Consider the following 23,381-nt stretch of genomic DNA (forward strand, 5'->3'; position numbering starts at 1 on the left):
ACGGGCGTTCGGCTCACGGGTTTTTAGGAAGTGGGTGGGGGCTGGTCTGGGTTTTGTGTTTTGGATTTGTGGTTTTGGCTGAGATGGGGATTGGGAGGTGAATGTTGGTTGGGGGTGGTGCTCGAGGCCCGTTCGGCTCGGTTCTTTGGAGAGGGCAGGGTAGGGGGCTTTGTTGGGGTGGATTGGATTGAGTGGGAACGAAAAAAGCCCCGGGCACAATTTGTGTCCGGGGCTTTTTTGTTTTGGCTGTCTCGCAGGTCGTGGAATCTGCGGAGTCGCTCGATTTTTTGTTGCGGTACTACTTGGCCGCGGCGTAGCGGGCTGCGACGGCGTCCCAGTCAACGACGTTCCAAAACGCGCTGATGTAGTCGGGGCGGCGGTTTTGGTAGTGCAGGTAGTACGCGTGCTCCCAAACGTCCAATCCGAGGATTGGTGTTCCGCCGATTCCGGCGACGGATTCACCCATCAGTGGGCTGTCTTGGTTGGCGGTGCTGCCGATTTTGAGTTCGCCACCGGAAACGTAGAGCCATGCCCATCCGCTGCCGAAACGGGTGGCACCCGCGGCTGCGAATTTTTCTTTCATGGCGTCGAACGATCCGAAGGCTGAATCGATGGCGGATGCGAGTTCACCGCTGGGGGCTCCACCTTTGCCGGGGCCCATCACGGTCCAGAAAAGCGAGTGGTTGGCGTGGCCGCCACCGTTGTTGCGAACGGCTCCGCGTTTGTCTTCGGGAACAGCCGAAAGGTCAGCGATCACTTCTTCGACCGGTTTCGACGCGAGGTCGGTGCCCGCGAGAGCATCGTTGACTTTCGTGATGTAAGCGTTGTGGTGCTTGGTGTGATGGATTTCCATCGTCCGTGCATCCACATGTGGCTCGAGCGCGTCGTAAGCGTATGGCAATTCAGGAAGTGTGTAGGCCATGATGTGTTTGAAAAGTTTGAGGTGAAGAAATTGACAGTTCCATTCTTGAGAAACGATAGCAGGCCGTCCAGCGGTAGGGTATCGGGGGCGCGTGGCATGTTGAGCGGATGTAGCTCGCACGATTTTTTCGGCGTTTTCCCGGAGGCGTTTTGGGTTTGCCTGTTTGCCGGATGCTCGTTTGGGAGAGATAGCAGGCGTCTGGAAGAGAGCCGCGGTCGTTGGAGCAGAGAAAAATTTTACCGACGTTCCGTGCCGCATCAGCGTCTTCCTGTACGGAAGTGAACTGATGCGAGCGAACCTAGACGTCGCAGTTCGTCATCGAGGCGGTTTTGTTCGCGTATGAATTCACGAACAGGATTCGTCCCGGTGGAAAAAAGTTTGCTCAGCGAGCGAGAAATAGGCGTTTGGAGAGAGTTCGCGGTGGCGTGACGGTGACACTCGTCTGGTCGTCTTCGGTGGGGATGTTATTTCCAGCGGTGCTATCGACGTCGAACTCGTTTGTTTCGAGAACTTCGATCGCGAAAGTTTTTGTGCTCTGAGCGTCGACTCGTAAGCGGAGTACGAGTTCCCTGGTTGCGCCTGCGGCTAGGTCTCCGACCTGCCATTGCTGTGACTGTGGATCAAACTCGCCTGAGGGAGTTGTTTCCAGGAGTGTTAGTCCGTCGGGGATATCGATTTCGACAACGACACCGGTCGCGTCTGAGATGATGCGATCGCTAGCTGCGTTGATTGTGGCGAGCGGGGAAGTCGAGAAGACGTTGTTTGTCTCGCCGTTTTGCACGGTGACCGTGAGTTCGATTGTGTCACCGATGGCTGCTTGTTCGGGCGTTGCGTTTGCTGAGACGCTGACGTCGACGACTTTGGGGGAGACCACCGCGGTGGCGATGTCGTCTTCATCTGCGGCGGAGTTGCCGGGCGTGCTGTCGGGGTCGAACTGGTCGACGGAAATGATTTCTGCTGTGTTGGTGAGGATATCGGCTGTGGAAACGCGGGCTCGGATCTGCAGGACGGTGAAATCACCGGATTCGAGCTGTTCAATGGTCCAGGTGCCGTTGGCGGTCGAGTAGACACCGTCATTCGCGGTGGCATCGATATCAACGAATCCGGAGGGCAGCAGGTCTGCAACAACGATGTTGGATGCGTCGTCGGGACCGTCGTTGCTGGCGGTGATCGTGAAGGTCACGAGATCGCCTTGGTCTGGGTTTTCGATGTCGACGGTTTTCGTGAGCGATAGATCGGCGCGGGCGATCGTGAGTGCTACGGCCTGGTAATCGTCTTCCCCGGGGCCGTTGTCGGGCGTGCTGTCGCGATCGGGTTGGTCGGCGGCGACAATTTCCGCGACGTTGGTGATTCCGTCAGACAGGATGGCGTCAATGTTGTTGGTGTTCGGTGAGACTGTTGCACGGATCGTCAGTTCGCTCGATGAACCTGCGGTGATGCTCGGAATAGTCCATCGTCCTGATTGATCGTTGTAGCTGCTTCCTGCCGGCGACGTGGCTGAGACAAAGGAGAGCCCGGTTGGTAGGAGATCTTCGACGATGATTCCGGTGGCATCGCTCGGGCCATCGTTATTGACGGTCAGAAGGTATTCGATGGTGTCCCCGACGTTGGGGCGGGTTTCATCGATGGATTTGGTAAGGGCTAAGTCGATCAGTTGAGGTGTGAAATCGACCGAGGCGTCGTCGTCTTCGTCGTCGCTGTTGTTGCCTGGCGTGCTGTCGGGGTCGAACTGCGACGACGCGATGATTTCGGCACTGTTGGTGCGAACGATCGGGAGCGAACTGTTGTTCGATGCGAAATCGACCGTTGCGGTGAGGTCCAAAGTGACCGTGGCTCCCGGGGACAGTTCGTCGATTCGCCAAATGCTATCCGTGTTGCTGAACGATCCGGTGTTTGTTGAGGCGCGGATGTTTGTCAGACCTGTGGGCAGTGAGTCGAGCACCTCGATGTCTTCAGCGATGTCCGGCCCGTCGTTTCGGAGTGTGAGGGTGTAGGTGACATCCTCGCCAACGTTCGGTGTTTCGTCATCAATTGATTTAGTCAGCGAGAGGTCTGCGCTCGCCGGGGTGATGGTGACCGAGGCGTCGTCGTCTTCGTCGGCTTGGACGCCGTTGTCTGGTGTGCTGTCTCGATCAGATTGGTCTGCCGCGACGACTTCGGCTTGGTTGGTGAATGGATCGGATGATATGACGATGCCGCGAATCGTCAATTCCGTCGAGGATCCGGATTCGAGTGAATCCACGGTCCAAATGCCGGTTGAGGAATTGAACGTGGCGGACGGAGTGGATGACGTGAACTGGAAGCCGCCGGGCAGTGTGTCGAGAACGGCGATGCCGGTGGCGTCGTCCGGTCCGGTGTTGCTCAGTTCCAAGGTGAACGTCACCTCACTGCCCACCGCAGGGCGATCGGGAGCGAAGGTCTTGCTGAGTTGGAGGTCGATGACGGGAGTGGTAAGCGAATCGCTCGATTGGTCGTCTTCGCTCGCGAGTCCGTTGTCGGGAGTCGAATCCGGGTCGTCTTGATCGGACGCGACCAACTCGGCGGAGTTGGTGAAAGTACCGGTTGCCGTGACGTCGGCATTGATTTGCAGGGTGGTGGTCTGATCGACGCCGAGAGACGGAATGGTCCAAAGGCCGGTGGAGGCGACGTAGGTGTTTCCTGCATCGCTTTGGGTGTCCGAGCGAAAGGCAAGTCCGTCGGGGAGCAGGTCACGAACGATCAGATTGGTTGCCGGGTCGGGGCCGTCGTTGCGGACAACGATTTCAAACCGAGCTGTGTCGCCAATGTTCGGCGCGGGAGTCAGTGTACTTTTTTCGACGGAGATATCGGCAATCAGGACACGCACGGTTGTGGAGTCTTGGTCGTCTTCGGATTCGACGTTGTTTCCGGGCGTGCTGTTGGAGTCGACTTGATCGGCCGCGATGATCTCCGCAGTATTGACCAGCCCGGTGTTGATCGGGTCGTTTTCGGGCAAGTTTGCGATGGAGTTGATTCGGGCGTCGAGCTCGAGCTGCGTGGACGTCCCGGCGGCGAGTGAGGGAATCGTCCACTGCCGCGTCGAGGTGACAAATGAACCGGATTGGGGATCATTGTCGACGAGAGTGATCGACGAGGGGAGAGTGTCAGCGACGACGATGTTTGTTGCGGTGTCGGGGCCGGAGTTACTGACAACGATCGTGTAGGTGAAAACTTCGCCGACGCGTGGAGTTGAGTCACTGACCCCTTTTGTCAGCGAAAGGTTGATTTGTTCCGCGGTGACGGAGGCATTGTCCTGGTCGTCTTCTGACGCGACCGAGTTTCCCGGTGTGCTGTCAGGGTCGGGGAGGGCGGCGGACGTGATTTCAGCCACGTTGTCGATCGTACCGCTCGCGGTGCTGCGTAAGACCAGCGTCAGAGTCGTGGATTGATTGCTTTCCAAACCGTCGATCGTCCACCGGTGGTTGACCGAATCGTAGAACGTTCCGTCCGGCTGCGTCGCATCCACGTAGGAGGCGTTTGTGGGGAGTGGATCGCTGACAACGAACGTTCCCGACGGGTCGGGGCCGTCGTTTCGCGCGGTGATTGTGAACGTAATTTCCTCGCCGACGTCGACCGTGCTGCTCGTCGTTGACTTCGAAATCGATAGGTCGGCGCGAGCAGGCACGATCCCTACGCTGTCTTGATCGTCTTCGGCGGAAAGATCGTTGCCCGGTGTGCTGTCGGTGTCGAACTGGTCGGCTGCCGTGATTTGCGCGGTGTTGGTGACTCCGGCGAGCAAGTCGGTGCGAGATGGGTCGAGGATGACATCGATCGCGAGCGTTCGCGACGAGAGGGCAGGGACGATGCCGACGTTCCAGATTCCGGTCGCCGCTGAATACGATTCACCGGTGCTCGCCGATTGGAAAATGAGACCCGCGGGGATCGGATCTTCAACCAAGACACCGGTTGCGTCATCATTGCTCGTGTTATTGACGGTAAGGTTATAGGTGAACGTTTCGCCAGGAACGGGACGCGCCGACGTCACGGTCTTGTCGAGTTCCAGGTCGATCGTCACGGGAGTGATCAGAGCCGAATCGACATCGTCTTCTTCGCCGGCGGTCCCTGAAGATCCGTTGCCCGGCGTGCTGTCGGTGTCGAACTGATCGGAGGCGATAATCTCGGCGACGTTGGTCTTGGTACCGGCGTTCACGACTTCGGCAACCAGGTTCAATGTGATGGGGGAGGAGCCTGATGTGGAAACGGGTACGTTTGGCAGGGTCCAGATTCCCGTCGATTCGTTGTATTCGCCGAGCGTTGTCGAATCGGATACGTAGGTCAGTCCCGCCGGTAAAACTTCGCGGACTTGAACGTTGGTGGCTGGGTCGGGACCGGCGTTGTTAACCGTGATTGCGAAGGTGACGTTGTCACCGATGCTGGCGACTTGGCTGACGATTGTTTTTTCGATCGAAAGGTCTGCCGATTGAGTTTGGAAGCTCGCATCGTCTTGGTCATCTTCCTCCAGGACATCGTTGCCCGGTGTGCTGTTGATGTCGAACTGATCGACCGCGATGACTTCGGCAACGTTGGTGAATTCACCGGATGAAATGACGGTTCCCGTGAGAGTCAGTTCGGTCGATACACCGGCGACGAGGAGTGGAATGGTCCAACGCCCGTTCGTGGTGCTGAACGTACCGCTGTCGGCGTCATGGCTGGACAACGAAAAGCCCGTTGGCAGCGTGTCCTCGACGACGATGTTGGTAGCGTCATCGATTCCAGAATTCGTCAACGTGATCGTGAACGAAATCTCATCCCCGACGTTTGGACGCGTTTGCGAGACTTCTTTCTCGAGAGAGAGGTTGATCTGGTTTGCGGCGACGGTTGCTGATGCTTGATCGTCTTCGTTCGGATCGGAGTTGTTCGGCGTGCTGTCGGTGTCGAACTGATCGACCGCAGTCACCTGGGCCGAGTTTGTCTGCGGCGCGCTGGTTGTCAGTTGTCCGGTGAGGGTCAGCGAGATGCTCGCTCCGGCGGGAAGCGACGGGATTGTCCAGTCTCCGGTGGTTGGTTCGTATAGTGTTCCGGTGGAAGGTTGGTTGCTGCTGTAGGTGATTCCCGATGGCAGCGTATCGTTGACGACGATGTTCGTGGCGGTGTCTTCACCTTCGTTGGTAAGTGTCAATCGAAACGAAACCAAATCGTCGACGTTGACATTCGTGGTGAGGAGATCTTTGTCGAGGGTTAGGTCGATCTCTTCGAAGTTTTCGAAATCTGCCACAGGGATAACGTTCGGGCCGATCGTTCCGATCAAGTCTGCGAGCGCGTCGTAGTTGGGGCCAGCGATGACTTCGAATTCGATCGCACCGATGTCAGTTAGGTCGGCCGGACCGGTCGCTCCGGTGGCGGTTGTGAATTCCGTAAACGGCAGAAACTCGACCGACGTTGGTTGTGTCGTCAGTGGCGGAATGTCGAGTTCGGCTTCGCTGATCCTGGAAAGGGAACCGTCGATGGAATCATTGCTGTAAAATCGCACGATTGCCGTTCCGGCCGCCAAGTCGGCTCCGATCACCAGACGTAAACCCGCGGCGGTATCGGAACTGGTCAAGTCGATCGATCCGAGACCGTCATCGTCGACGATGGCCGGATCATCGCCGGCGCCGTCCCAAATGACCACGCGTCGGCCACCGCCAAATCCGTCCGAGCTGACCTGCAGCAAGTTTGGCGAGGCGGAATCGTTGACGATCAGGCTGACCGAACCGATGTCGCTCGTTTTCTCGACCAGGAGATCACGCGAGCCGCCGATCGCTTCGGGGGCATCGAGTGTCGAAGTTGCCGGGCCATCGTTTTGTGTTTCGTCTTCGATCGTTTGGAATTCGCCGTCGAATCCGTCGATCGTTCGGATGAGTTGACCGGCAACTTGTTCGCTGGTGATCGTGACCAACGGTGATACCGATCGCGAAAGCGTAATTCCTGATGCAATTTGGCTGGGTTGCAGGACGAAATACTGGCCTGCGGTCAGACGTTCGAAGGTGTAACGCCCATCGGCATCGGTCGTCGCGGTTGCCACCTGAACGTCACCGGCGTCCGGTTCAAAGAGGTCGTCACCGTCGTCGCGATAAAGGGTCAGTGACGCGCCGGCGACTTCTTCACCTGCCGTGTATCCGTCGCCGGAAAAGTCGTCGAAGACTCGCCCCGAGAGGTTTGCCAGATCCGTGGCAACGGCCAGTAATTTACGGCTTTCGAGTGATTCAAACGCGGGGAGGCGACGGCGAGATCGTGAATCGCGGCGACGCCGGCGCGAAGAAAATTTGCCCCCAAGAGTCTTCTTCTGCTTCGACTGTTCCGTCATCGCCTAGATGTCCCCAAAAACGCGGCCTGAGTATCTGTCCTGGATAGGAAGGATAAGCAGGTTGCGAGTGGTGGGGAAGACGGCGGGGTAGGGCGGGCGTCCACGGGGCGGACGTCCGCAGAGTAGGCGTCGCTGCGGGGCAGGGCAGGGCGGTTGAGTACGGCGGATCAGTAGGGCAGGGCAGGGTGTTGGAGCGAGATCATAATGCTCTTTCAGCCCGCCTCACCCGAGGCTCTTGGCCGCCCGATTCACGCTTCCTATCCGAGGAGTGAAAGCACGTTTTGCGGGTTTTGGTTTGCCAGCGACAACACGTTCGTGCCGGACTGAACCAAGATCTGTGCCCGCGTCAGGTTCGCTGATTCTTGAGCGAAGTCGGCGTCACGGATCGAGCTTTCGGCTTCCTCGAGGTTAGCGAGGGTTTCGTTGAGGCTGACCAAGTTCGATTCCAAACTGGTTGCTTGGAACGCTCCGAGTCGACCGCGAAGGCTGGTGACCTTGTTGATGACTTCGTCGATGATTTTGGCTGCACCGTTGACGTCGTTGGTCAAACTCTTGGCTTGGCCGCTGCCGAGTTCGTAGAGACGACCCGATACACCGCCTAGTTGTCCGGTGCTGACGCTGCCGATGCCGAGTCGTGCTTGTTGGTTGGTTGTCACGTCGGGACCGAGTTGGAACAGGGCACCTCCGCCGGTGATGCTGAACGTGAAGTCGGTCGAGCTGCCCGCATCAACGGTCAGGTTCAGGTCGAGCGTCGATGTGTTGATCGAGAACGTGTTCCCACGAGCACTCGCTTCGACACCGTTGATGGTCGCTTGGATGTCTTGGCCGATTTGGCGTGTGGCGGACAGGCTCGTTTCGAATTCACCCGATGCACCTTCGCTGATGATCTCGATGTTGACCAGTGCGTCGGAACCGTAGGCATTACTTCGGAATGACAATCCGCCGGTGTCGTCGGCGACTACTCCGGTCGAGTCGCTGACTAGGTTCACAGCGGCTTTGATCTGAGCGAGCGAGGTGCCGGCACCAAAGTTGAACGTTTCGGCACCGTCGGCTCCATTGAGTTGGAAGACAAGGGTGTCCTTCAGTCCGGCTTTGATCGCGGTACCGGTTGCGTCGGCGGGCAGATCGGTGGCGGACACGGTAAGGTCATCGAAACCGGTCAACGGGTCACCGGCGTCGTCAACGATTGCTGACGTGATATCGGTGAGTGCATCGATCTTCGATTTGATGTTGGTCAGCGTGTTGTTGCTGGTCGTTGTGCCGAGAGCAACGTTGAGAGTGTTGGTATCGGGGTCGAAGTCCGCAACCACGTCGGCATCCGTTCCGACCGTGTAGTTGACGGTAAGGTCATCGATTCCAGCCGCAGTGACTTCCAGGCCGACATCGGCTCCGTCGGACGTGGCGGCACTGGACGCGGCGTCCCCGGAGACTACCGTTCCGGAGCCCGGTCCATCGCTCGTCGCGACGATTCCTTCGAGTGCGTTGAGTGCGGTTAAAACGTCGCTAACGCTCGAGGGGTTTGAGTCACCATCGAAGGTGATTTCGATCGCGCCGGCGGTGTCGACTGCCGTCGCGGTTCCGGCCAGAGTGTTGTCTTCGGTGATCGTGACACCCGAGAAATCACCGTTTCCGGTGATCGTGACGGTTTCGCCACCGACTGAGATGTCAATGGTTTTGGTTGGCACCAGGCTTGTGGCCGATGGGTCGACGTCGGCGGCGTTGAAAGCGTCATCGCTAACGGAAACGGAGGCCTGTTGGGCGGCAGTGGTGATGTCGATGGCGACATCGATTCGTCCCGTCGTTCCCAGGTTCGCTTGGTCGATGTTGACGTCGCTGAGGGTTCCGACCGATCCGGCGGAGCTGACGAAGTCGAGCGATCCGTCGAGCAGCTTGCGGCCTTGGAACGTGGTGGTTTGTGCGATTCGATTGATCGCTTCGAGTGACGAATCAATCTGCAACTGGTTAGCGGCGATTTCCTCGTCGCTCAATGCACCGCTGTTGGCCGCCTCAACAACGAGACCGCGGATGTCGTTGAGCAGGTTGCTCGCTTGTCCGAGTGCGCTGTCCGCGGTGCTGATGATTTGGCTGGCACGACGCGTGTTCGTGATCGCTCGGCCGAGGCTGGTGACTTCGCTCCGCAGTGCTTCGCTGGCGATCAAACCGGCTGGGTCGTCTGCTCCACTGTTGATCCGCAAACCAGTGCTCAATCGCGTCAACGCCGTTTGTAAATCACCGTTGCTGGCTTGCAATCGGTTTTGGGCGACGAGCGATGGGACATTAGTGTTGATACGTGTCATAGCGAAAGTCTCTGAGGATGATTGTGGTTGTCACGACGGTCATCGCCCTAACGTTCCACGATGTCACTTCGAAGATGAGTCTCCGCCGCCACATATCGGCGTTGCTGAGACCGGAGAGTGATCTGCCTAATGTCATCGGCACAGTTTTGGGGATTTGCAAATGATCACTACTGAAATTTGCAAAAGGTAAACTCTCGTCACCGGCTCAACCTGCAGTACGTGCAAGGGTTACGTGGCTGCTCAACTCGCGTTGAGGCGTGCTGCCTACCTATCCGTTAAACTCGGCGGGTGTCAGGTGTCGCGTTGCGGTGTGAATTGGAGGGAATGGTTTGTCGAGTTTTCGAAAGTCAGGCGTTGTGTGGTTGGCTGGTTTGGCGTGTTTGATGACGTTAAACGCCGTCGTTGGCGACGAACCGGCAACCCGATCGTTCAGCGTCGAGGAGATCCGTGACGCGTTTGCGACGACCCATGAGGGTTACAGCAGCGACGAGTTGGTGATCAGCGATCGTTTGCGCGAAGCATTTCTGCAGCGGTTGGCGATTGATCCAGCCGATCCCGAACAGTTTGCAGAGCAAGCCGCGGCGCTGCATTTTCTGCTCAAAGTTCGCAAAAGTGGCAAGTTGAACGTCCGCGCCACGCGCCGCAACAGTGTCGATGTCTCAATCTGGAGCGACACTGCCGAGATTGCGATCCGAACCGTTCTCGATCGTCACCAAGTCAGCATCGATGACGTTTTGTGTGATCCGCGTCTACGGGCGGAACTGCAGGACGAAGCCACCGCGATCGGGCAGGACGCCCCGCCCGAATTGATCCGCAAGGCGGTGTTGCGACTGCGAAAGATACGACGACTCCGGCCTGAGTTGGTGCTGCGGGTCGCGGATTGGCAAACACAGGTGCTGACGTTTGATCTCGATGGGATCGATCTGGATTCGATACCGAGTCAGCCGGGTGTGTATTTGTTCCGCAGCGAGGAGGGGTACCTCTATATCGGCGAAGCAGAGAACCTGGCGACGCGAATCGCACAGCATCTCGATGGAAGCCACAACCGGGGGCTGGCGAACCGATTAAGTTTGGCCGCCGCGGACGGACATCCGCCGGTGACGCTGGAACTGCATGCTTTTGCCAAAGACTCTCCGGGCAGCAAAACGGTGATGCGGCGGGCGTACGAAAGCGAGCTGATCCGCAGCCGCGAGCCGAAGTTCAATCTGCGACCCTGACGCCTGTTCCGGCGTTTCGCCGTGTGACGCCAGAGCACGGTGAAGAATGATGTAGCCGATGGCACGAGACTTCGCGGGTCTGAAATCTGGCGAGGCCGGCTACGGGATCGGGCGCGTCGGGTTTCCAAATGCTGTCATTGATAATGCCGCAACGCCAACCAAGAACACCGGCGAGTCGTGACATCGCGGCGGCAGTGTTGTTGAATTCGTAAGCGGGTTACTGTCCCGATTGCAGTTTCGCGGCCAGCAGAGTGTTGTGCAGCAGCATGGCAATCGTCAGCGGGCCGACTCCACCGGGAACCGGCGTGATCGCGGACGCGGTTTCGGCGGCCTCGTCAAAAGCAACGTCGCCAACCAAGCGATCACCCACGCGGTTGATACCGACGTCGACAACGACGGCACCCGGACGAATCATGTCACCGCGAATCATTTCAGGGCGTCCGACCGCGGCGATCAGGATATCGGCCGACAGGCAGACTTCTTTCAGATTGCTCGTGCGACTGTGGGCAATCGTGACCGTGGCGTTGGCGGTTTGGGGGCCGCAGGTGCTGTCTTTCTGGGCGAGCATCATGGCCATCGGTTTGCCCACGATTTCACTGCGGCCGACCACCACGACGTGTTTGCCCGCGGTTTCGATGTCGCATCGATGCAACATTTGCACGATTCCATGCGGTGTGCAGGGCAGAAAACGCGGACGCCCTTGCATCAGCAATCCAACGTTGATGGGTGAGAATGCGTCAACGTCCTTGAGTGGATCGATGGCGTCGAGGACCTCGCGTTCGTCGAGGGCTGGTCCGTCCCCTTCGATTTGGGGGAGTGGGAGCTGGACTAGAATTCCGTTGACGGACTGATCCGAATTGAGTTCGTCAATTCGGGCCAACAATTCCGCGGGCGTTGTTGAGGCTGGCATCCGATCGAGTCGGCTGGCGATGCCTGCTTTTTCGCATGCTCGCTCTTTATTGCGAACATAAACCTGGCTGGCAGGGTCATCTCCTACGAGGACGGCGGCTAGTTTCGGGGCCGCGTTTCCGTCTTCAACGAATTTTTGAACCGATTGGGCGACTTCCGCCCGAATTTTGAGTGCGATTTTCTTTCCGTCGAGCCGTGTTGCGGACATTGTCATTCTTTCAGTTTGGGAAAACCAGTGAGTTTCAAGTTCGACGTAGTGAGATCTTTGCCCAATCGCTATAACTAGACCCCCAGTCGCGCCATCTTGCCCGGCCGACTGCGTACATTTCGCTCAAAAACGGTCGAACGACCGGACGCAAAATACACAGGATTTTCCTCTCGATGTCTACCGACGCTCCCGATTCCAGCACCCCGACCGAGGCTCCGATCAAGCTCAGCGCGGTCGAAAAGATCAAGCAGGAGAGCAACTACCTGATGGGGACGATCGACCAAGAATTGAAGGATCCGGTCGACCACTTCAACAACGACAACCTGCAGTTGCTGAAATTTCACGGCAGTTATCAGCAAGATGACCGCGATTTGCGGGTCAAACTGAAGAAAAGCGGCGGCGGAAAAGCCTACTCGATGATGCTGCGTTGTCGGATCCCGGGCGGTCGGCTGACGTCGGATCAACTCGTCGCTCACCTGGATATGTGCGACGAACTCGGCAATTCGACGCTGAAGATCACCACGCGACAAACGCTGCAATTGCACGGAATTCTCAAATCGGACCTCCGCGAAGTGATCAAGCGGGTGAACGAATGCGGGTTGTCGACGCTCGCCGCCTGCGGTGACGTCAACCGAAACATCATGTGTTGCCCGGCCAAACGGGTCGGGGCAATTCATTCTCAGTTGGAACAATTCACCGATGAGTTGACGACCGCGCTCGCACCTCAGACGCCGGCCTACCACGAGTTGTGGATTACCGATCCGGATACCGGTGAGAAGACACTCGCCGACGGCGGGGAGCCCACGCCGAGTAACAATCCGGTGATCGATGAACCTCTATATGGTCCGACCTACCTGCCGCGGAAGTTCAAGGTCGGGATCGCGTTGCCTGAAGACAACTGCATCGACATCTACACTCAGGACCTCGGTTTCATTGCCGTTGTGCGCGATGAAAAAATCATCGGATACAACGTCACCGTCGGCGGTGGAATGGGACGCACCCCAAGTGCGAAGAAGACGTTCCCGGCACTCGCCAAACGGATGGCGTTTGTGACTCCGGAACAGGCCATTGATGTTGCCAAGGCTGTGATCATCGTTCAACGCGATAACGGCAACCGAAGCGATCGAAAAGTCGCTCGACTGAAATACCTCATTGCGAACTGGGGAATCGAGCGTTTCCGGTCGGAAGTGGAGTCGGTCTTTGGCGAGAAACTCGCGGACTGCACCGAAGACGACGTGCACGGTTTCGACGACCACATGGGATGGCAAGCCCAAGGCGACGGAAAATGGTCGTACGGTCTGAACGTCGAGAACGGTCGACTCTACGACAACGAGAAGATTCAGTTCAAAACGGCGTTCCGCAAAATCTGTGCTGAGTTCAATCGCGAGATTCGCTTCACCGGTCATCAGAGCATTATCTTTTGTGACATCGAGGAGAGCGAAAAGGATCGCTTGATCGAAATCATTCAAGAACATGGAATTCCAACCACCGAACAAACCAGTACGGTTCGGCGTTGGTCGATGTCCTGCGTGGCGTTGCCGACCTGCGGACTTGCAATCACCGAGAGTGAGCGTCGGTTGCCGAGCCTGATCGATTCGATCGAGGAACCGCTGGCCAAACTCGGTTTGTCAAACGAGCGGTTCACCATTCGAATGACCGGATGCCCCAACGGATGTGCTCGACCATACAACGCAGACCTTGCTCTGGTCGGTAGGGCAGTGGGCAAGTACACGTTGTTCACCGGCGGCGGTTGGCTCGGAAACCGCATGGCCGAAATCTACAAAGACGCAGTGAAAGATGACGAGGTCGTCGATGAGATGATCGGTCTGTTCGCCGCGTTCAAAGCCAACCGCGAAGGCGAAGAGTCGTTCGGCGATTTCTGCTCCCGCGTCGGAGTTGAGAAACTCGCTGAGCTAGCGGAAGCGGCACCTCGCCCGTAGAGACGCTGACGCAAACAGCGTGTGTTCCTTTTTTGCCGAGTCGCGGTTCGATTGAGCCGCGATGGGGCGGAGTCGTGATGGGCTCAGCCGAACACAGTGTTTGGACCGTTTGGTTCCTCGCGAACGAAGGCTCGATCCCAAAGCTCAACTGCTGATCGGCGTTCGTCGCCGTTAACACGAGGCAACCGGCGGGAACCGCCGCCGGCAAAGCAATCTACCGAGCTTTTCGGATTGGTTCTAATTCATGCGGGCGTTGATCACTTCGAGTCTCTCGAGGATCTTCCGCTCGCTTTCTCGCAGACGCATGTCGAAGAGGTAGAGCTTCTTCAGGTTCTTCATGTCTGCGATCGACTGAAGCATTGTTTTCCGGACGTCGAGGTTCCGGTACAGGCTATCCGCTTCCAACTTCGGATCGGGCCATCCGACCCAAAGCTCCGTGACGCTGTCGAGTTGCCGAAAGCTCTGCAGTTCGGAGTATTCGAGCGGGTTGTTGAGGATCTTGAGCACGCGAACGTTTTTCATGTTCTGAATCGGTGCCAATTCCGTCAGGTCGCAATGAGAAACGTCGAGATATTCTGTTTGTGGAAAGTTGCGTGCGGCGACTCTCAAAACATTGGCGTCGAGGATTCCCGCCCCGACGCGATTGGCACCGATCGGGGCGAAATCAATCTGGTTTACGTTCTCGAAAGTGCCTCCGCAAAAGATGGCTTGTTGAAGGCGGTAGCGACTGTCGATCGCGTAGAAGCCGAGTTTGCTAATGATCGGCAGACCTTCTTTCGTAAACGCATCTGGTTCGCGAATGATCTCGCCACCGAGTCTGATGAAGTGGTCCATCGCGCCGGATACCATGTGGCGTTGGGCGGACTCTTCTTGTTTCGAAATCGCAGCACTGGATGCCGCGTATCCCCCGAAGAGTGCACCTGCGAAACAGGCGACAACCATTTGGATCCACGCGGGCCACGACGCCAGCGAGAATTTACCAGGTATGTATTTGGCAGGGATTTTTGACATTGGACGCCTACAACAACTTCTAGATAAGGGATCGAAAAGATAAAGAACCTGTTTGGGAACAATGGATATGGCAGGCTCTATCTGTGTCGGTTTTATACCAACGTTCTAAAAATTGCGAGGAATTCGTTGGACGCTGAGACCAATTCTTTCAAAGTCGAACGGGTTGTTTGATTGTCGCGTAGTTGATCCACCCAATTGGGCTGTTGTGCGGGAGTATGTTCCGGTGTGTGGAGTGGTATATTTGTTCGGCTTCATTTTTCGCACTGCGTGAATGAAGGGCGAACTTCGTCAGGCAGCATGTCGCAAGAGAATGCGAAGAGAGCAGGGCAGGGCGAAGTCGTGATCGCAAGACGCAGTTGCGCATAGCAGCAGGGCAGGGCGGTATTGCAGGAGGGGACGGTAGCCGCGCCAAGGCAATTCAAGGCGGCGAGGTAATTGAAAGAAGTCCGACTTTGCTATGTCCAGCCGCGCGGCCCCGCCGCTTCGTCTTGCGTGCCGCCAGTGATCTGTGTTCGTTGTCCGACATCGGTCATAGGGTTTGGTCTATGATCGTAGGGCGTTCTGTATGCTCCAGTACCAATATGAGAAATAATATGTGTCCCCCATTCCATTGCGGTCGCTTTGGCGGTCGTCTTGTCGTTGCGTTAGTACTCATGATGCCGTTGATCGGGACGAGTTCCCGGGGGGAGGAAAGTGGGCGGCGGAATGTCCTTCTGATTTGCGTCGATGACCTGCGTCCGGAGTTGAATTGTTACGGCGTCGACTACATTCATTCGCCGAATATCGATCATTTGGCGAGCCAAGGTTGCCAGTTCAACCGCCACTACGTCCAGGCACCCACGTGCGGTGCGTCGCGTTATGCAATGTTGACGGGCCAGTACGGTCCCGGCGGGAATAATGCGCTGTTTGATCGTGCGAAACGAATCGCGGTCGATCCCGAAGCAGTGGCGCCAAGTATGCCGCGTTGGTTTCGGGATCATGGTTACACAACGGTCTCCGTTGGAAAGATTTCGCACCATCCCGGTGGTCGTGGGGGAAAGGACTGGGATGATGACCATTCGATTGAAATGCCCGGCGATTGGGATCGGCACTTAATGCCGACGGGCCCATGGCAGCATCCTCGTGGAGCGATGCATGGCCTCGCCAACGGTGAAATTCGGGTCGATGCCTCGCAGATGGATGTCTTTCAGTCAGCGTCCGGTTCGGGCGATCGCTATCCGGATGACTTGGTGCTCGAGAAGTCATTGGACGAACTACGACTTCTTGCTGAGGGGCGTGATGAGTCGCCGTTCTTTTTGGCAGTCGGTTTTATTCGCCCGCACTTGCCATTCGGTGCACCGGAGAAGGATATGGTTCACTACCGAAACGTGGATCTGCCTTTGGTTGCCAACGCTGTCAAACCGGAAGGCAAAACCACCTGGCATCGATCGGGCGAGTTTATGAACTATCGACGTTGGGGCAAGGATCCGAACCAGGATTCTGAGTTTGCGATTGAAGTGCGTAAGCACTACGCAGCATGCGTGACCTATGCGGACCGCAATGTCGGAGCGGTGCTCTCCGAACTCGATCGTTTAGGTTTGAGAGAGTCGACCGTTGTTGTGTTGTGGGGTGACCACGGATGGCATCTCGGAGAGCATGCGATCTGGGGAAAGCACGCTTTGTTTGAGGATGCTCTTCGTTCGCCACTGATCATTCGCTCGCCCAGCCAAGTCGGTGAAGGTGTGAACGTGGATACGGTCGTTGAGTCGATCGATATCTTTCCGACGCTTTGCGAACTCGCTGCGTTTCACACGTCGCCCGATGATGTTGATGGCGATTCTTTAGTCGAGGTGATGCGTGATCCCGACGCGGTCGGGGCAGGGCAGTCGGCGGTGTCCTATGGCAAGGCGAACTCGATCCGTACGGACGCGTTTCGTTTGATTGTTCACAGGGACGGCTTTGCGGAGTTATACGATCACCGCGCCGATCCGCTCGAGTTGTCGAACGTCGCCAGTAAACATCCCGAGGTGGTCAATCGTTTGAGTCGATTGCTCGAGGAACGTCTCTCGCGAAAGCGAACGCGCTAGGACAAATGTCATTGAGGCGTCAATGCGCCACTCGGGTGGTTGGGCCCGCGTGATTAGGACCGCGTAATTACGCTCAGTGGCTGGTCGTGGGCAGTGTGCGCGGGGCAGGGCAGGGCGGTTTGCTTTTTTGGGGTCTGTACGAAGACCTCGATAAGAAGACCTCGAAAAACCGATTGGAGCGTTTTTGGAATTTGACCTGTTCGATCTTCGTATCTGACTTCGCCAGAATTCAAGCCACCGAAGTCTGGCGACATCGGCTGCGTCATTTTAGAAACGTTCTATCTGGCGGGTGCTCGTTCCGGTTGTCCGATGGAAACCGCGACTAACGCCGATCGGCTGATGAGTTCTAGGGCATGTTCTTGTCGCCGCGGGTTTGCTATTCGAGTTCGGCGAGTAATCGTGGCACTTGCTCGCCCGCCTTTCCATGTCGGCACTCGTTGAAAGCGTTTGAGGCGGGGGTGTCGCCGAGGTTGATTTCAATCTTTCGACAGGTGGGTTGGGTTTGCTGGACGATGCCGGCGGCAGGGTAGACGAGCCCGGACGTTCCGATCGCGATAAAGACATCTGCTTTGGCGGCCGCCTCCCCGATTTGTTCCAAACCGATCGGAAGTTCTCCGAACCAGACCACGTGGGGGCGAAGGCAGCCCCGTCGTGATTCGTCGTCGGGGTGTTCGGGATGCGGCGTGGTGAGGTCGAGGTCTTCGTTCCAATCGAAAGTCTTGTGCGAGTGAACGCATCTCACCTTCAATAGTTCGCCGTGCATCGGCAGGACATTTCGGCTGCCGGCTCGGACGTGCAGGTCGTCGATATTCTGCGTGACGATCAGAAAATCGCCTCGGGACGATTTGGCGTGACGCTTTTCGAATTCTGCCAACGCGATGTGAGCGGCGTTGGGTTGGATCTCGGGCGAGAGCAGTGCTCGGCGGCGCTCATTGTAGAAACGGTGAACCAGGCTTGGGTTGCGTTCGAAGCCCTGTGGCGTGGCGACTTCTTCAACGTGGTGGCCTTCCCAGAGGCCGTTGGCATCACGAAAGGTGGGGATCCCGGACTCGGCGGAAATGCCGGCTCCGGTGAGGATCAGGATGTTCATGGTTCGCGGCGAAGCTGAAATGGGAGGTTGGAATTGCGGGGCAGGGCAGGGCGGTCGCAAATGGAGCCGCCCGTTCAGGCCGCGGCGGGAAACTGCTCGAGGCTCCGGCAGCGGCCGCCGCGAGCCAAGTTTGCCCAGATTTCCGCGTTTGAAGCCCGTTGGCTTGTCGATTTGTCGTCGTTTTCGGGCGGGAGGTTTGCGGCGCGAGGAAGTATACGCAAACCGGGGCTGCCGTGGCCGGTCGCGAGTTTGAACCCGATTTGGTGAGTGCGGTGACTGCGGATCTCTTCCCTTTCGTGATCGGGGGGAGTTGAGCTATCATGCGTCGGCAAAGTTCACGTAATCCGCGTTTTCCAAACGTCCCCATCGTTGGCCGCCATATGTCTAAATCCCGCGATTTTCTCGGTCCATACCGACTCGCCCGATTGATCCGGGTTGGGTCCACCGCTGAAGTTTGGGAGGCGATCGACGAGACCAGTTCGGACAACAAGCGGTACGCGCTCAAGGTGCTGCGGGCCAGTTGTGCGTCAGATAAAAACGAGCTGGCTCTGCTCAAGCACGAATTCAACGTCGGAAAGTCACTGGCGAGTCCTCGGATTATCAAGGTGCTCGAACACCAGACGGACAAAGGCCGTCCGTTTTTGGTTCTCGAGTTGTTCAGCGAGTTGAATATGAAGCAGGCGCTTCGCAAAGGGCCTGACTCGCTCGCGTTCATGCTCGACAAGATTATCGAGCAGGCCGCCGAGGGCCTTTACTATATGCACACTAAGAACTGGATTCACCGCGATATCAAGCCGGACAACTATCTCGTTGCTCGCGACGGTGAGACCAAGCTGATTGACTTCACGATCGCTGAGCCAAAGCGAACCGGAATCAGCAAGCTGTTCTACAAAGCCAAAACGGTGCAGGGAACGCGGAGTTATATGTCGCCGGAGCAAATCCGAGGCAAACTGTGTGACGAGCGGAGCGACATCTACTCGTTCGGCTGCGTGCTCTTTGAGTTGGTCGCGGGTAAGCCGCCGTTCACAGGGCAAACGCCGAACGACCTTCTGTCGAAACACCTGACCGCGTCGATTCCGAGTCCGGTGGTTTACAACGACAACGTGACGACCGAGTTCGCCAACTTGACCAAACGAATGATGGCGAAGAAGCCTGATGATCGGCCTGATTCCGTTTGGGAGTTCTTGAAAGAGTTCCGGGCGACGCAGGTTTGGAAGAAGCGCCCAAGAGTGCCTGAAGAGAGCGTGTTCGATGACATGGGCGGGATGAAATCTGCCGAGGACATGATCAAACGCCCCGACGGAAACTACGACATCGAAGACAAATCAAAGAAAGAGAAAAGCTGAACGATGGCTGGCCCAGGATTGGAATTTGAATACGAAATCGCGGACCTCGAAGAGAAGATCGCGTCGCTCGAACGGACCACTGACCGCAACGGCGAAATCGAGTCGGCGATTCGGTCGCTGCGATTGGCTCGCGTTACGAAGCTGAAGGAAACTTACAGTTCGCTCGATTCGTGGCAGACCGTGCAGGTGGCTCGGCATAAGAATCGTCCTTACACGCGAGACTACCTGAACCTCGCATTTGACGAATTCGTTGAACTGCACGGTGACCGTCATTACGGCGACGATCGCGCGATGTTGTCAGGCTTCGCTAAGCTGGACCGATTCAAAGTCATGGTGATCGGTCACCAGAAAGGTCGCACGTACAAGGAACGTGCTGCGTGCCACTTTGGTTGCGCTCACCCCGAGGGTTATCGCAAGGCGATGTTGAGAATGAAGCTTGCCGAAAAATACAAACTCCCCGTGATCTGTTTTATTGATACTCCCGGTGCGTATCCCGGAATCGGTGCCGAGGAGCGCGGGCAGGCTCAGGTCATCGCTGAGAGCATGTTTTTGATGAGCCGGCTAAAAACCCCGATCATCTGCGTTGTAATCGGAGAAGGCGGTTCAGGCGGTGCATTGGGGATTGGCGTAGGAGACCGCATCGCCGTCATGCAGCATGCGTATTACAGCGTGATCAGTCCGGAAGGATGCGCCGGCATTTTGTGGAAGAGCCACGAGCATGCTCCTAAAGCGGCGGCCGCTCTGCGGTTCACGAGCGATCACTTGAAGCGGCTCGGCATCGTCGATGACGTGCTCGAGGAGCCGCTCGGCGGCGCTCATCGTGACCATCATCAAATGGCGACGCGGATGAAGACTTATCTGTCGAATCAGCTCGCCCAGTTGGATGCCCAGCCGATCGACAAATTGGTCGAAGAGCGGTACGAGAAGTTCCGCCGGATGGGCGTGTTCTTGGAAGGCGGCGAAGTTCAGTGAGAGCGGCTCGCCGGAGGCCGGATCGTCGGCTCAATCGCTCGCTCCTTTGCGCCGCTCGCGAGCGTGGGTTGGCTGGTATCTGCGGCGGGCGATCGCCGGCAGGAGCAGCTTTTCAGGGCTGAATTCACCGCCCCGCAACGTCCGATAATGCCTCTTATGTTGTATTCGATCTGTCTGGAACGATGGTTTTAGGCGGATTCTGCTGCGGCCCGGCTGGGTCCTGCATTGTTATCCGGGCTCGTGGGGAGCGGTTTCTGCTGCGGTTGGCTGGCGATCTTGTGTCGTCGCGGTTCGCGGTGTTTGTGCGGCGTGCGATTGGCGGAGGTGCCCTGCCGCTGTTGTCGCTGAGTTGGTTATTGTTGTTGCCAATTCGCTGCGCCGGAGGCTTGCTGCCATCGCGGTGGTGATGTGAGATTCGATGGCAGATTGGCCGGAGTGTTGGTCGGTGGTGACCACGTCGGAGTTGACTCGGGTTGCCAGGTTGGGAAGCGAGTGTTTGCGTCCGGTCGCGGGGCTTCGCTGAGCCAGGTTTGCATCGGTCCGGCGGGCTGAAGTTTGGATTCGAAATCGTCGAGATACGGGCGCACGACCGAGGCGAGTTCTTCGGGCATGATCGCGTCGGATTGGTCGAGGAGTCTGGCGATCCAAAGGCCGCTGCGGCTTTCGATGATCGCCGATCGCGTGCGTTCGCCGAAGAGTGTGACGGAGAATAGCGTGATCAGCGTGCAGTAGATCGCGCCTTTGCCGAGTCCAAAAAGTGCTCCGATTTGACGGTCGAATTCCTTCAGCCTCATGCGGTCGATGGTCCCGCCGATCATCCGAAAAGCCACCCAAATCACTAGCGATGTCCCGATGTACAAAATCAGCATTGCCAGAAAACGGTTCCACGGCGGTTCGGCGTGAATGTTCTGGCTGAACGGTTCGCGGTAGTGGTACGCGACTGCGTAGCTGACAACGATCGAAGCGATCGAAGCGAGTTGCCACGCGAATCCTTTGATGGCGCCAAAGAGCATCGCACCAATCAGTACGATTGCCATCAAAATGTCATAAGTTTGCACGGTACCGGATCTGCGGATGAGTGAGTCGGCGTAGGATTTCGGGGTGATGGACAGGTGTTATTCGAAATCGCTTCTACCAAAATTGGCAGAGCAGGGCGAAGAGCAAATTTCGTTTCTCGTTGTGTTCTTGTGTTTGTTGTGTTCTCGGGGCGAGGCGCCGCGCCTGCGGGGTTCGGTAGTCGGGAGTCGGATCGCCGTTCGATCACGGCGTTCGTTGTGGCGCAATATTCCGAGGTGGCGTTCGAGTTGGGGTTTTTGCTACGTCGGAGCGTGACGGATCAGGGATTTTTTTTGACCGCCCTGCCCTGCTCCGCTCGTGCCCTTGCTCGGTCCGCGTGTTTTTATTGCTTCGGTTACCTCTCATTCGCGTCGTCTCCTTTGGCTGGCTTCAAAACCCATATCTCGACGAGCACGATGGTGGGGGTCGCCTATGGATATTGGGGCATCTCAACCCAGGGGATGTCGCTCGAAAGTGGATTGCTCGCCGGCGGGTTGTGTAGCGTTGCGGGGATGTTGCCCGATCTCGATTCTGATTCGGGCGTGCCGCTTCGCGAGACGAGCCTGTTCATGGCCGCTATCGCGCCGATGTTGATGATCGATCGATTTCGCGACATGGGGCTTTCGCACGAGTCGATGGCGCTCGCGGCGATGCTGGTCTACATCGGAATCCGGTTTGTCGCGGTCGAGTTCTTTCGGCGATACACCGTGCACCGCGGGATGTGGCACAGCGTTCCGGCGGCGTTGGTTGCTGGGCTCGGTGCGTATCTGCTGATGCCGTGTCCGAGCGAGGCGATCCGGGTGTACAAGTCGCTCGCCGTTTTGATCGGATTCATGACCCATTTGATCCTGGATGAAATTTGGAGTTTGGATTTCAGCCGGGGGCGGATGCGGGTGAAAAAGTCGTTTGGTACCGCGCTAAAGTTCTTCGGCAAAGATTGGTGGGCGAACGTTTCGGTTTGGGGCAAACTCGCGTTGCTGTGTTATTTGGCGTGGGGAGATCATGCGATTCTCGATCGTCTCCGGCAGCGTGTGCGTCTGGACCGCGAGCGGTACACCATTCCCGGACCCGACGCGTTTCCCGGGGTGCAGATTCCGATCTATCCGTCGTCCGGCGATTCAAATTCGGCACCGCCCTACCCTGCCCCGGCGCAGCAGTACCCGGCCCCCGCGCAGCAGTACCCTGCCCCCGCGCAGCAGTACCCTGCCCCCGCGGAGCCATATGGTGTTCCGGCGCAGCCGTACGGAGTCCCTACGCAGCCATATGGGGTTCCGGTGCAGCCGTACGGAGTCCCTGCACAGTCCGATCCTGGTTATGCTCCTGTCGAGCACTGGCAGGCGTCTCCGTCGGACTCGCAGAGAATTGCGGCTCCGACGAATCGCCCTGCCCTGCCCTCGTCCAGTGGCACAGGGGCGTTTTAGTGCTATCTGCCTTCACTTTCCAAAACGCGAGTCGGCGTTAAGAAGATGCGAATCCTGCTGTCCACGCCTGTGCCCGAACTCGTTTCCCATTTGGATGCTGACTCGGGTGTGGATGTTTCTTGGTTGGCTTCCGCCGAGCAAATTGAATCGCTCCGGTCAAAGGGACTCGGAGGTGACGCGTGCGAGTATCAGGTCAGTCGTAGTAAGCTCGACCTGCGCTCGGTTCGTGAAATGCGTCGCGCGATCAAGCAGAAGCAACCCGATCTTGTTCACGCGTTTTATGGCCGAGCGTTATCGCATGCGGTTTTGGCGACTTTGGGAATGTCGAAGCCGCCTGCGATCGTTTCGTTCCGTGGGATCACTTCGAAACTGCATCGTCTCGATCCATCGGATTGGTTGACGTATCTCCATCCCAAAGTTGTGGCCCATGCCTGTGAGTCCAACGCTGTTCGAGACGCGATGGTTGCGTCGGGAATTCCTCGAGAGAACTGTTTCGTTACGTACAACCGCGTGCCTCCGGTGGCCGGTGTGGAGAGTCGTCATGAACTGCGATCGCAGTTGGGCATTCCGGAAAACGCATTTGTGGTTGGGACGGTTGCCACAATGCGCCCCGTGAAGGGGA

At 57.4% G+C, this 23,381-nt stretch carries 14 protein-coding genes; 7 read left to right on the top strand and 7 right to left on the bottom strand.

Features of this window, described 5'->3' with window-relative positions:
* Window positions 1–298 precede the first annotated feature (298 nt).
* From RSSM_RS17235 to RSSM_RS17245, 3 genes are all read right to left on the bottom strand, one after another.
* A complete protein-coding gene (locus RSSM_RS17235; protein ID WP_044302856.1) occupies window positions 299–922 on the bottom strand; it encodes a superoxide dismutase in 624 nt (207 codons plus the stop codon).
* A gap of 382 nt (window positions 923–1,304) precedes the next feature.
* Window positions 1,305–7,226 carry a SpaA isopeptide-forming pilin-related protein gene (locus RSSM_RS17240; protein WP_008681470.1) on the bottom strand — a complete coding sequence of 1,974 codons (5,922 nt, stop codon included), beginning with the start codon at window positions 7,224–7,226 and terminating at the stop codon, window positions 1,305–1,307.
* A 257-nt stretch (window positions 7,227–7,483) separates the two neighbouring features.
* Window positions 7,484–9,523 carry a flagellin N-terminal helical domain-containing protein gene (locus RSSM_RS17245; protein ID WP_008681474.1) on the bottom strand — a complete coding sequence of 680 codons (2,040 nt, stop codon included), beginning with the start codon at window positions 9,521–9,523 and terminating at the stop codon, window positions 7,484–7,486.
* Window positions 9,524–9,906: 383 nt separating this feature from the next.
* Here RSSM_RS17245 and RSSM_RS17250 point away from each other — a divergent pair, with 383 nt between their 5' ends.
* On the top strand, window positions 9,907–10,740 hold the full coding sequence (locus tag RSSM_RS17250) for a GIY-YIG nuclease family protein (protein WP_081613817.1): 834 nt from the start codon (window positions 9,907–9,909) through the stop codon (window positions 10,738–10,740).
* 217 nt (window positions 10,741–10,957) lie between these two features.
* Here RSSM_RS17250 and folD read toward each other — a convergent pair whose 3' ends face one another.
* The gene (folD, locus tag RSSM_RS17255) at window positions 10,958–11,857 is read right to left on the bottom strand and encodes a bifunctional methylenetetrahydrofolate dehydrogenase/methenyltetrahydrofolate cyclohydrolase FolD (RefSeq protein ID WP_008681482.1); all 900 of its coding nucleotides are present in this window, start codon (window positions 11,855–11,857) and stop codon (window positions 10,958–10,960) included.
* A gap of 173 nt (window positions 11,858–12,030) precedes the next feature.
* On the opposite strand from folD, the gene RSSM_RS17260 reads away from it, so the two are divergent.
* Window positions 12,031–13,797 (top strand): NADPH-dependent assimilatory sulfite reductase hemoprotein subunit, encoded by a 1,767-nt coding sequence (locus RSSM_RS17260; protein WP_008681484.1) that lies wholly within the window; start codon window positions 12,031–12,033, stop codon window positions 13,795–13,797.
* A gap of 237 nt (window positions 13,798–14,034) precedes the next feature.
* Here the strand turns inward: RSSM_RS17260 and RSSM_RS17265 are convergent, their stop codons facing one another.
* Entirely contained in the window at window positions 14,035–14,808 is a 774-nt protein-coding gene (locus tag RSSM_RS17265; RefSeq protein ID WP_236621209.1) for a leucine-rich repeat domain-containing protein, read from the bottom strand.
* Between the two features lie 653 nt (window positions 14,809–15,461).
* Between RSSM_RS17265 and RSSM_RS17270 the strand changes: the two genes are divergently transcribed.
* Window positions 15,462–16,874 carry a sulfatase gene (locus RSSM_RS17270; protein ID WP_008681488.1) on the top strand — a complete coding sequence of 471 codons (1,413 nt, stop codon included), beginning with the start codon at window positions 15,462–15,464 and terminating at the stop codon, window positions 16,872–16,874.
* A gap of 376 nt (window positions 16,875–17,250) precedes the next feature.
* On the opposite strand, the gene RSSM_RS17275 is transcribed toward RSSM_RS17270, so the two are convergent.
* On the bottom strand, window positions 17,251–17,964 hold the full coding sequence (locus RSSM_RS17275; protein ID WP_008681491.1) for an NAD-dependent deacylase: 714 nt from the start codon (window positions 17,962–17,964) through the stop codon (window positions 17,251–17,253).
* A gap of 380 nt (window positions 17,965–18,344) precedes the next feature.
* Here RSSM_RS17275 and RSSM_RS17285 point away from each other — a divergent pair, with 380 nt between their 5' ends.
* Together RSSM_RS17285 and RSSM_RS17290 are read left to right on the top strand one after the other, a co-directional pair.
* Window positions 18,345–19,310 carry a serine/threonine-protein kinase gene (locus tag RSSM_RS17285; protein WP_008681494.1) on the top strand — a complete coding sequence of 322 codons (966 nt, stop codon included), beginning with the start codon at window positions 18,345–18,347 and terminating at the stop codon, window positions 19,308–19,310.
* Between the two features lie 3 nt (window positions 19,311–19,313).
* On the top strand, window positions 19,314–20,282 hold the full coding sequence (locus RSSM_RS17290; protein WP_008681496.1) for an acetyl-CoA carboxylase carboxyltransferase subunit alpha: 969 nt from the start codon (window positions 19,314–19,316) through the stop codon (window positions 20,280–20,282).
* Window positions 20,283–20,635: 353 nt separating this feature from the next.
* Here the strand turns inward: RSSM_RS17290 and RSSM_RS17295 are convergent, their stop codons facing one another.
* Window positions 20,636–21,319 carry a CvpA family protein gene (locus tag RSSM_RS17295; RefSeq protein WP_236621210.1) on the bottom strand — a complete coding sequence of 228 codons (684 nt, stop codon included), beginning with the start codon at window positions 21,317–21,319 and terminating at the stop codon, window positions 20,636–20,638.
* A gap of 399 nt (window positions 21,320–21,718) precedes the next feature.
* Here RSSM_RS17295 and RSSM_RS34800 point away from each other — a divergent pair, with 399 nt between their 5' ends.
* Window positions 21,719–22,759 carry a metal-dependent hydrolase gene (locus RSSM_RS34800; RefSeq protein ID WP_236621211.1) on the top strand — a complete coding sequence of 347 codons (1,041 nt, stop codon included), beginning with the start codon at window positions 21,719–21,721 and terminating at the stop codon, window positions 22,757–22,759.
* Between the two features lie 45 nt (window positions 22,760–22,804).
* A partial coding sequence (locus tag RSSM_RS17305; RefSeq protein WP_008681501.1) for a glycosyltransferase occupies window positions 22,805–23,381 on the top strand: 577 nt, incomplete at its 3' end.

Source organism: Aporhodopirellula sallentina SM41 (assembly GCF_000346505.1).
Lineage (GTDB): Bacteria > Planctomycetota > Planctomycetia > Pirellulales > Pirellulaceae > Rhodopirellula > Rhodopirellula sallentina.

Bases quoted from the DNA above. Each gene is read 5' to 3' on its own strand.
- RSSM_RS17235 (WP_044302856.1), bottom strand. From the start codon at position 922: ATGGCCTACACACTTCCTGAATTGCCATACGCTTACGACGCGCTCGAG.
- RSSM_RS17240 (WP_008681470.1), bottom strand. From the start codon at position 7,226: ATGACGGAACAGTCGAAGCAGAAGAAGACTCTTGGGGGCAAATTTTCT.
- RSSM_RS17245 (WP_008681474.1), bottom strand. From the start codon at position 9,523: ATGACACGTATCAACACTAATGTCCCATCGCTCGTCGCCCAAAACCGA.
- RSSM_RS17250 (WP_081613817.1), top strand. From the start codon at position 9,907: ATGACGTTAAACGCCGTCGTTGGCGACGAACCGGCAACCCGATCGTTC.
- folD (WP_008681482.1), bottom strand. From the start codon at position 11,857: ATGTCCGCAACACGGCTCGACGGAAAGAAAATCGCACTCAAAATTCGG.
- RSSM_RS17260 (WP_008681484.1), top strand. From the start codon at position 12,031: ATGTCTACCGACGCTCCCGATTCCAGCACCCCGACCGAGGCTCCGATC.
- RSSM_RS17265 (WP_236621209.1), bottom strand. From the start codon at position 14,808: ATGTCAAAAATCCCTGCCAAATACATACCTGGTAAATTCTCGCTGGCG.
- RSSM_RS17270 (WP_008681488.1), top strand. From the start codon at position 15,462: ATGATGCCGTTGATCGGGACGAGTTCCCGGGGGGAGGAAAGTGGGCGG.
- RSSM_RS17275 (WP_008681491.1), bottom strand. From the start codon at position 17,964: ATGAACATCCTGATCCTCACCGGAGCCGGCATTTCCGCCGAGTCCGGG.
- RSSM_RS17285 (WP_008681494.1), top strand. From the start codon at position 18,345: ATGTCTAAATCCCGCGATTTTCTCGGTCCATACCGACTCGCCCGATTG.
- RSSM_RS17290 (WP_008681496.1), top strand. From the start codon at position 19,314: ATGGCTGGCCCAGGATTGGAATTTGAATACGAAATCGCGGACCTCGAA.
- RSSM_RS17295 (WP_236621210.1), bottom strand. From the start codon at position 21,319: ATGGCAATCGTACTGATTGGTGCGATGCTCTTTGGCGCCATCAAAGGA.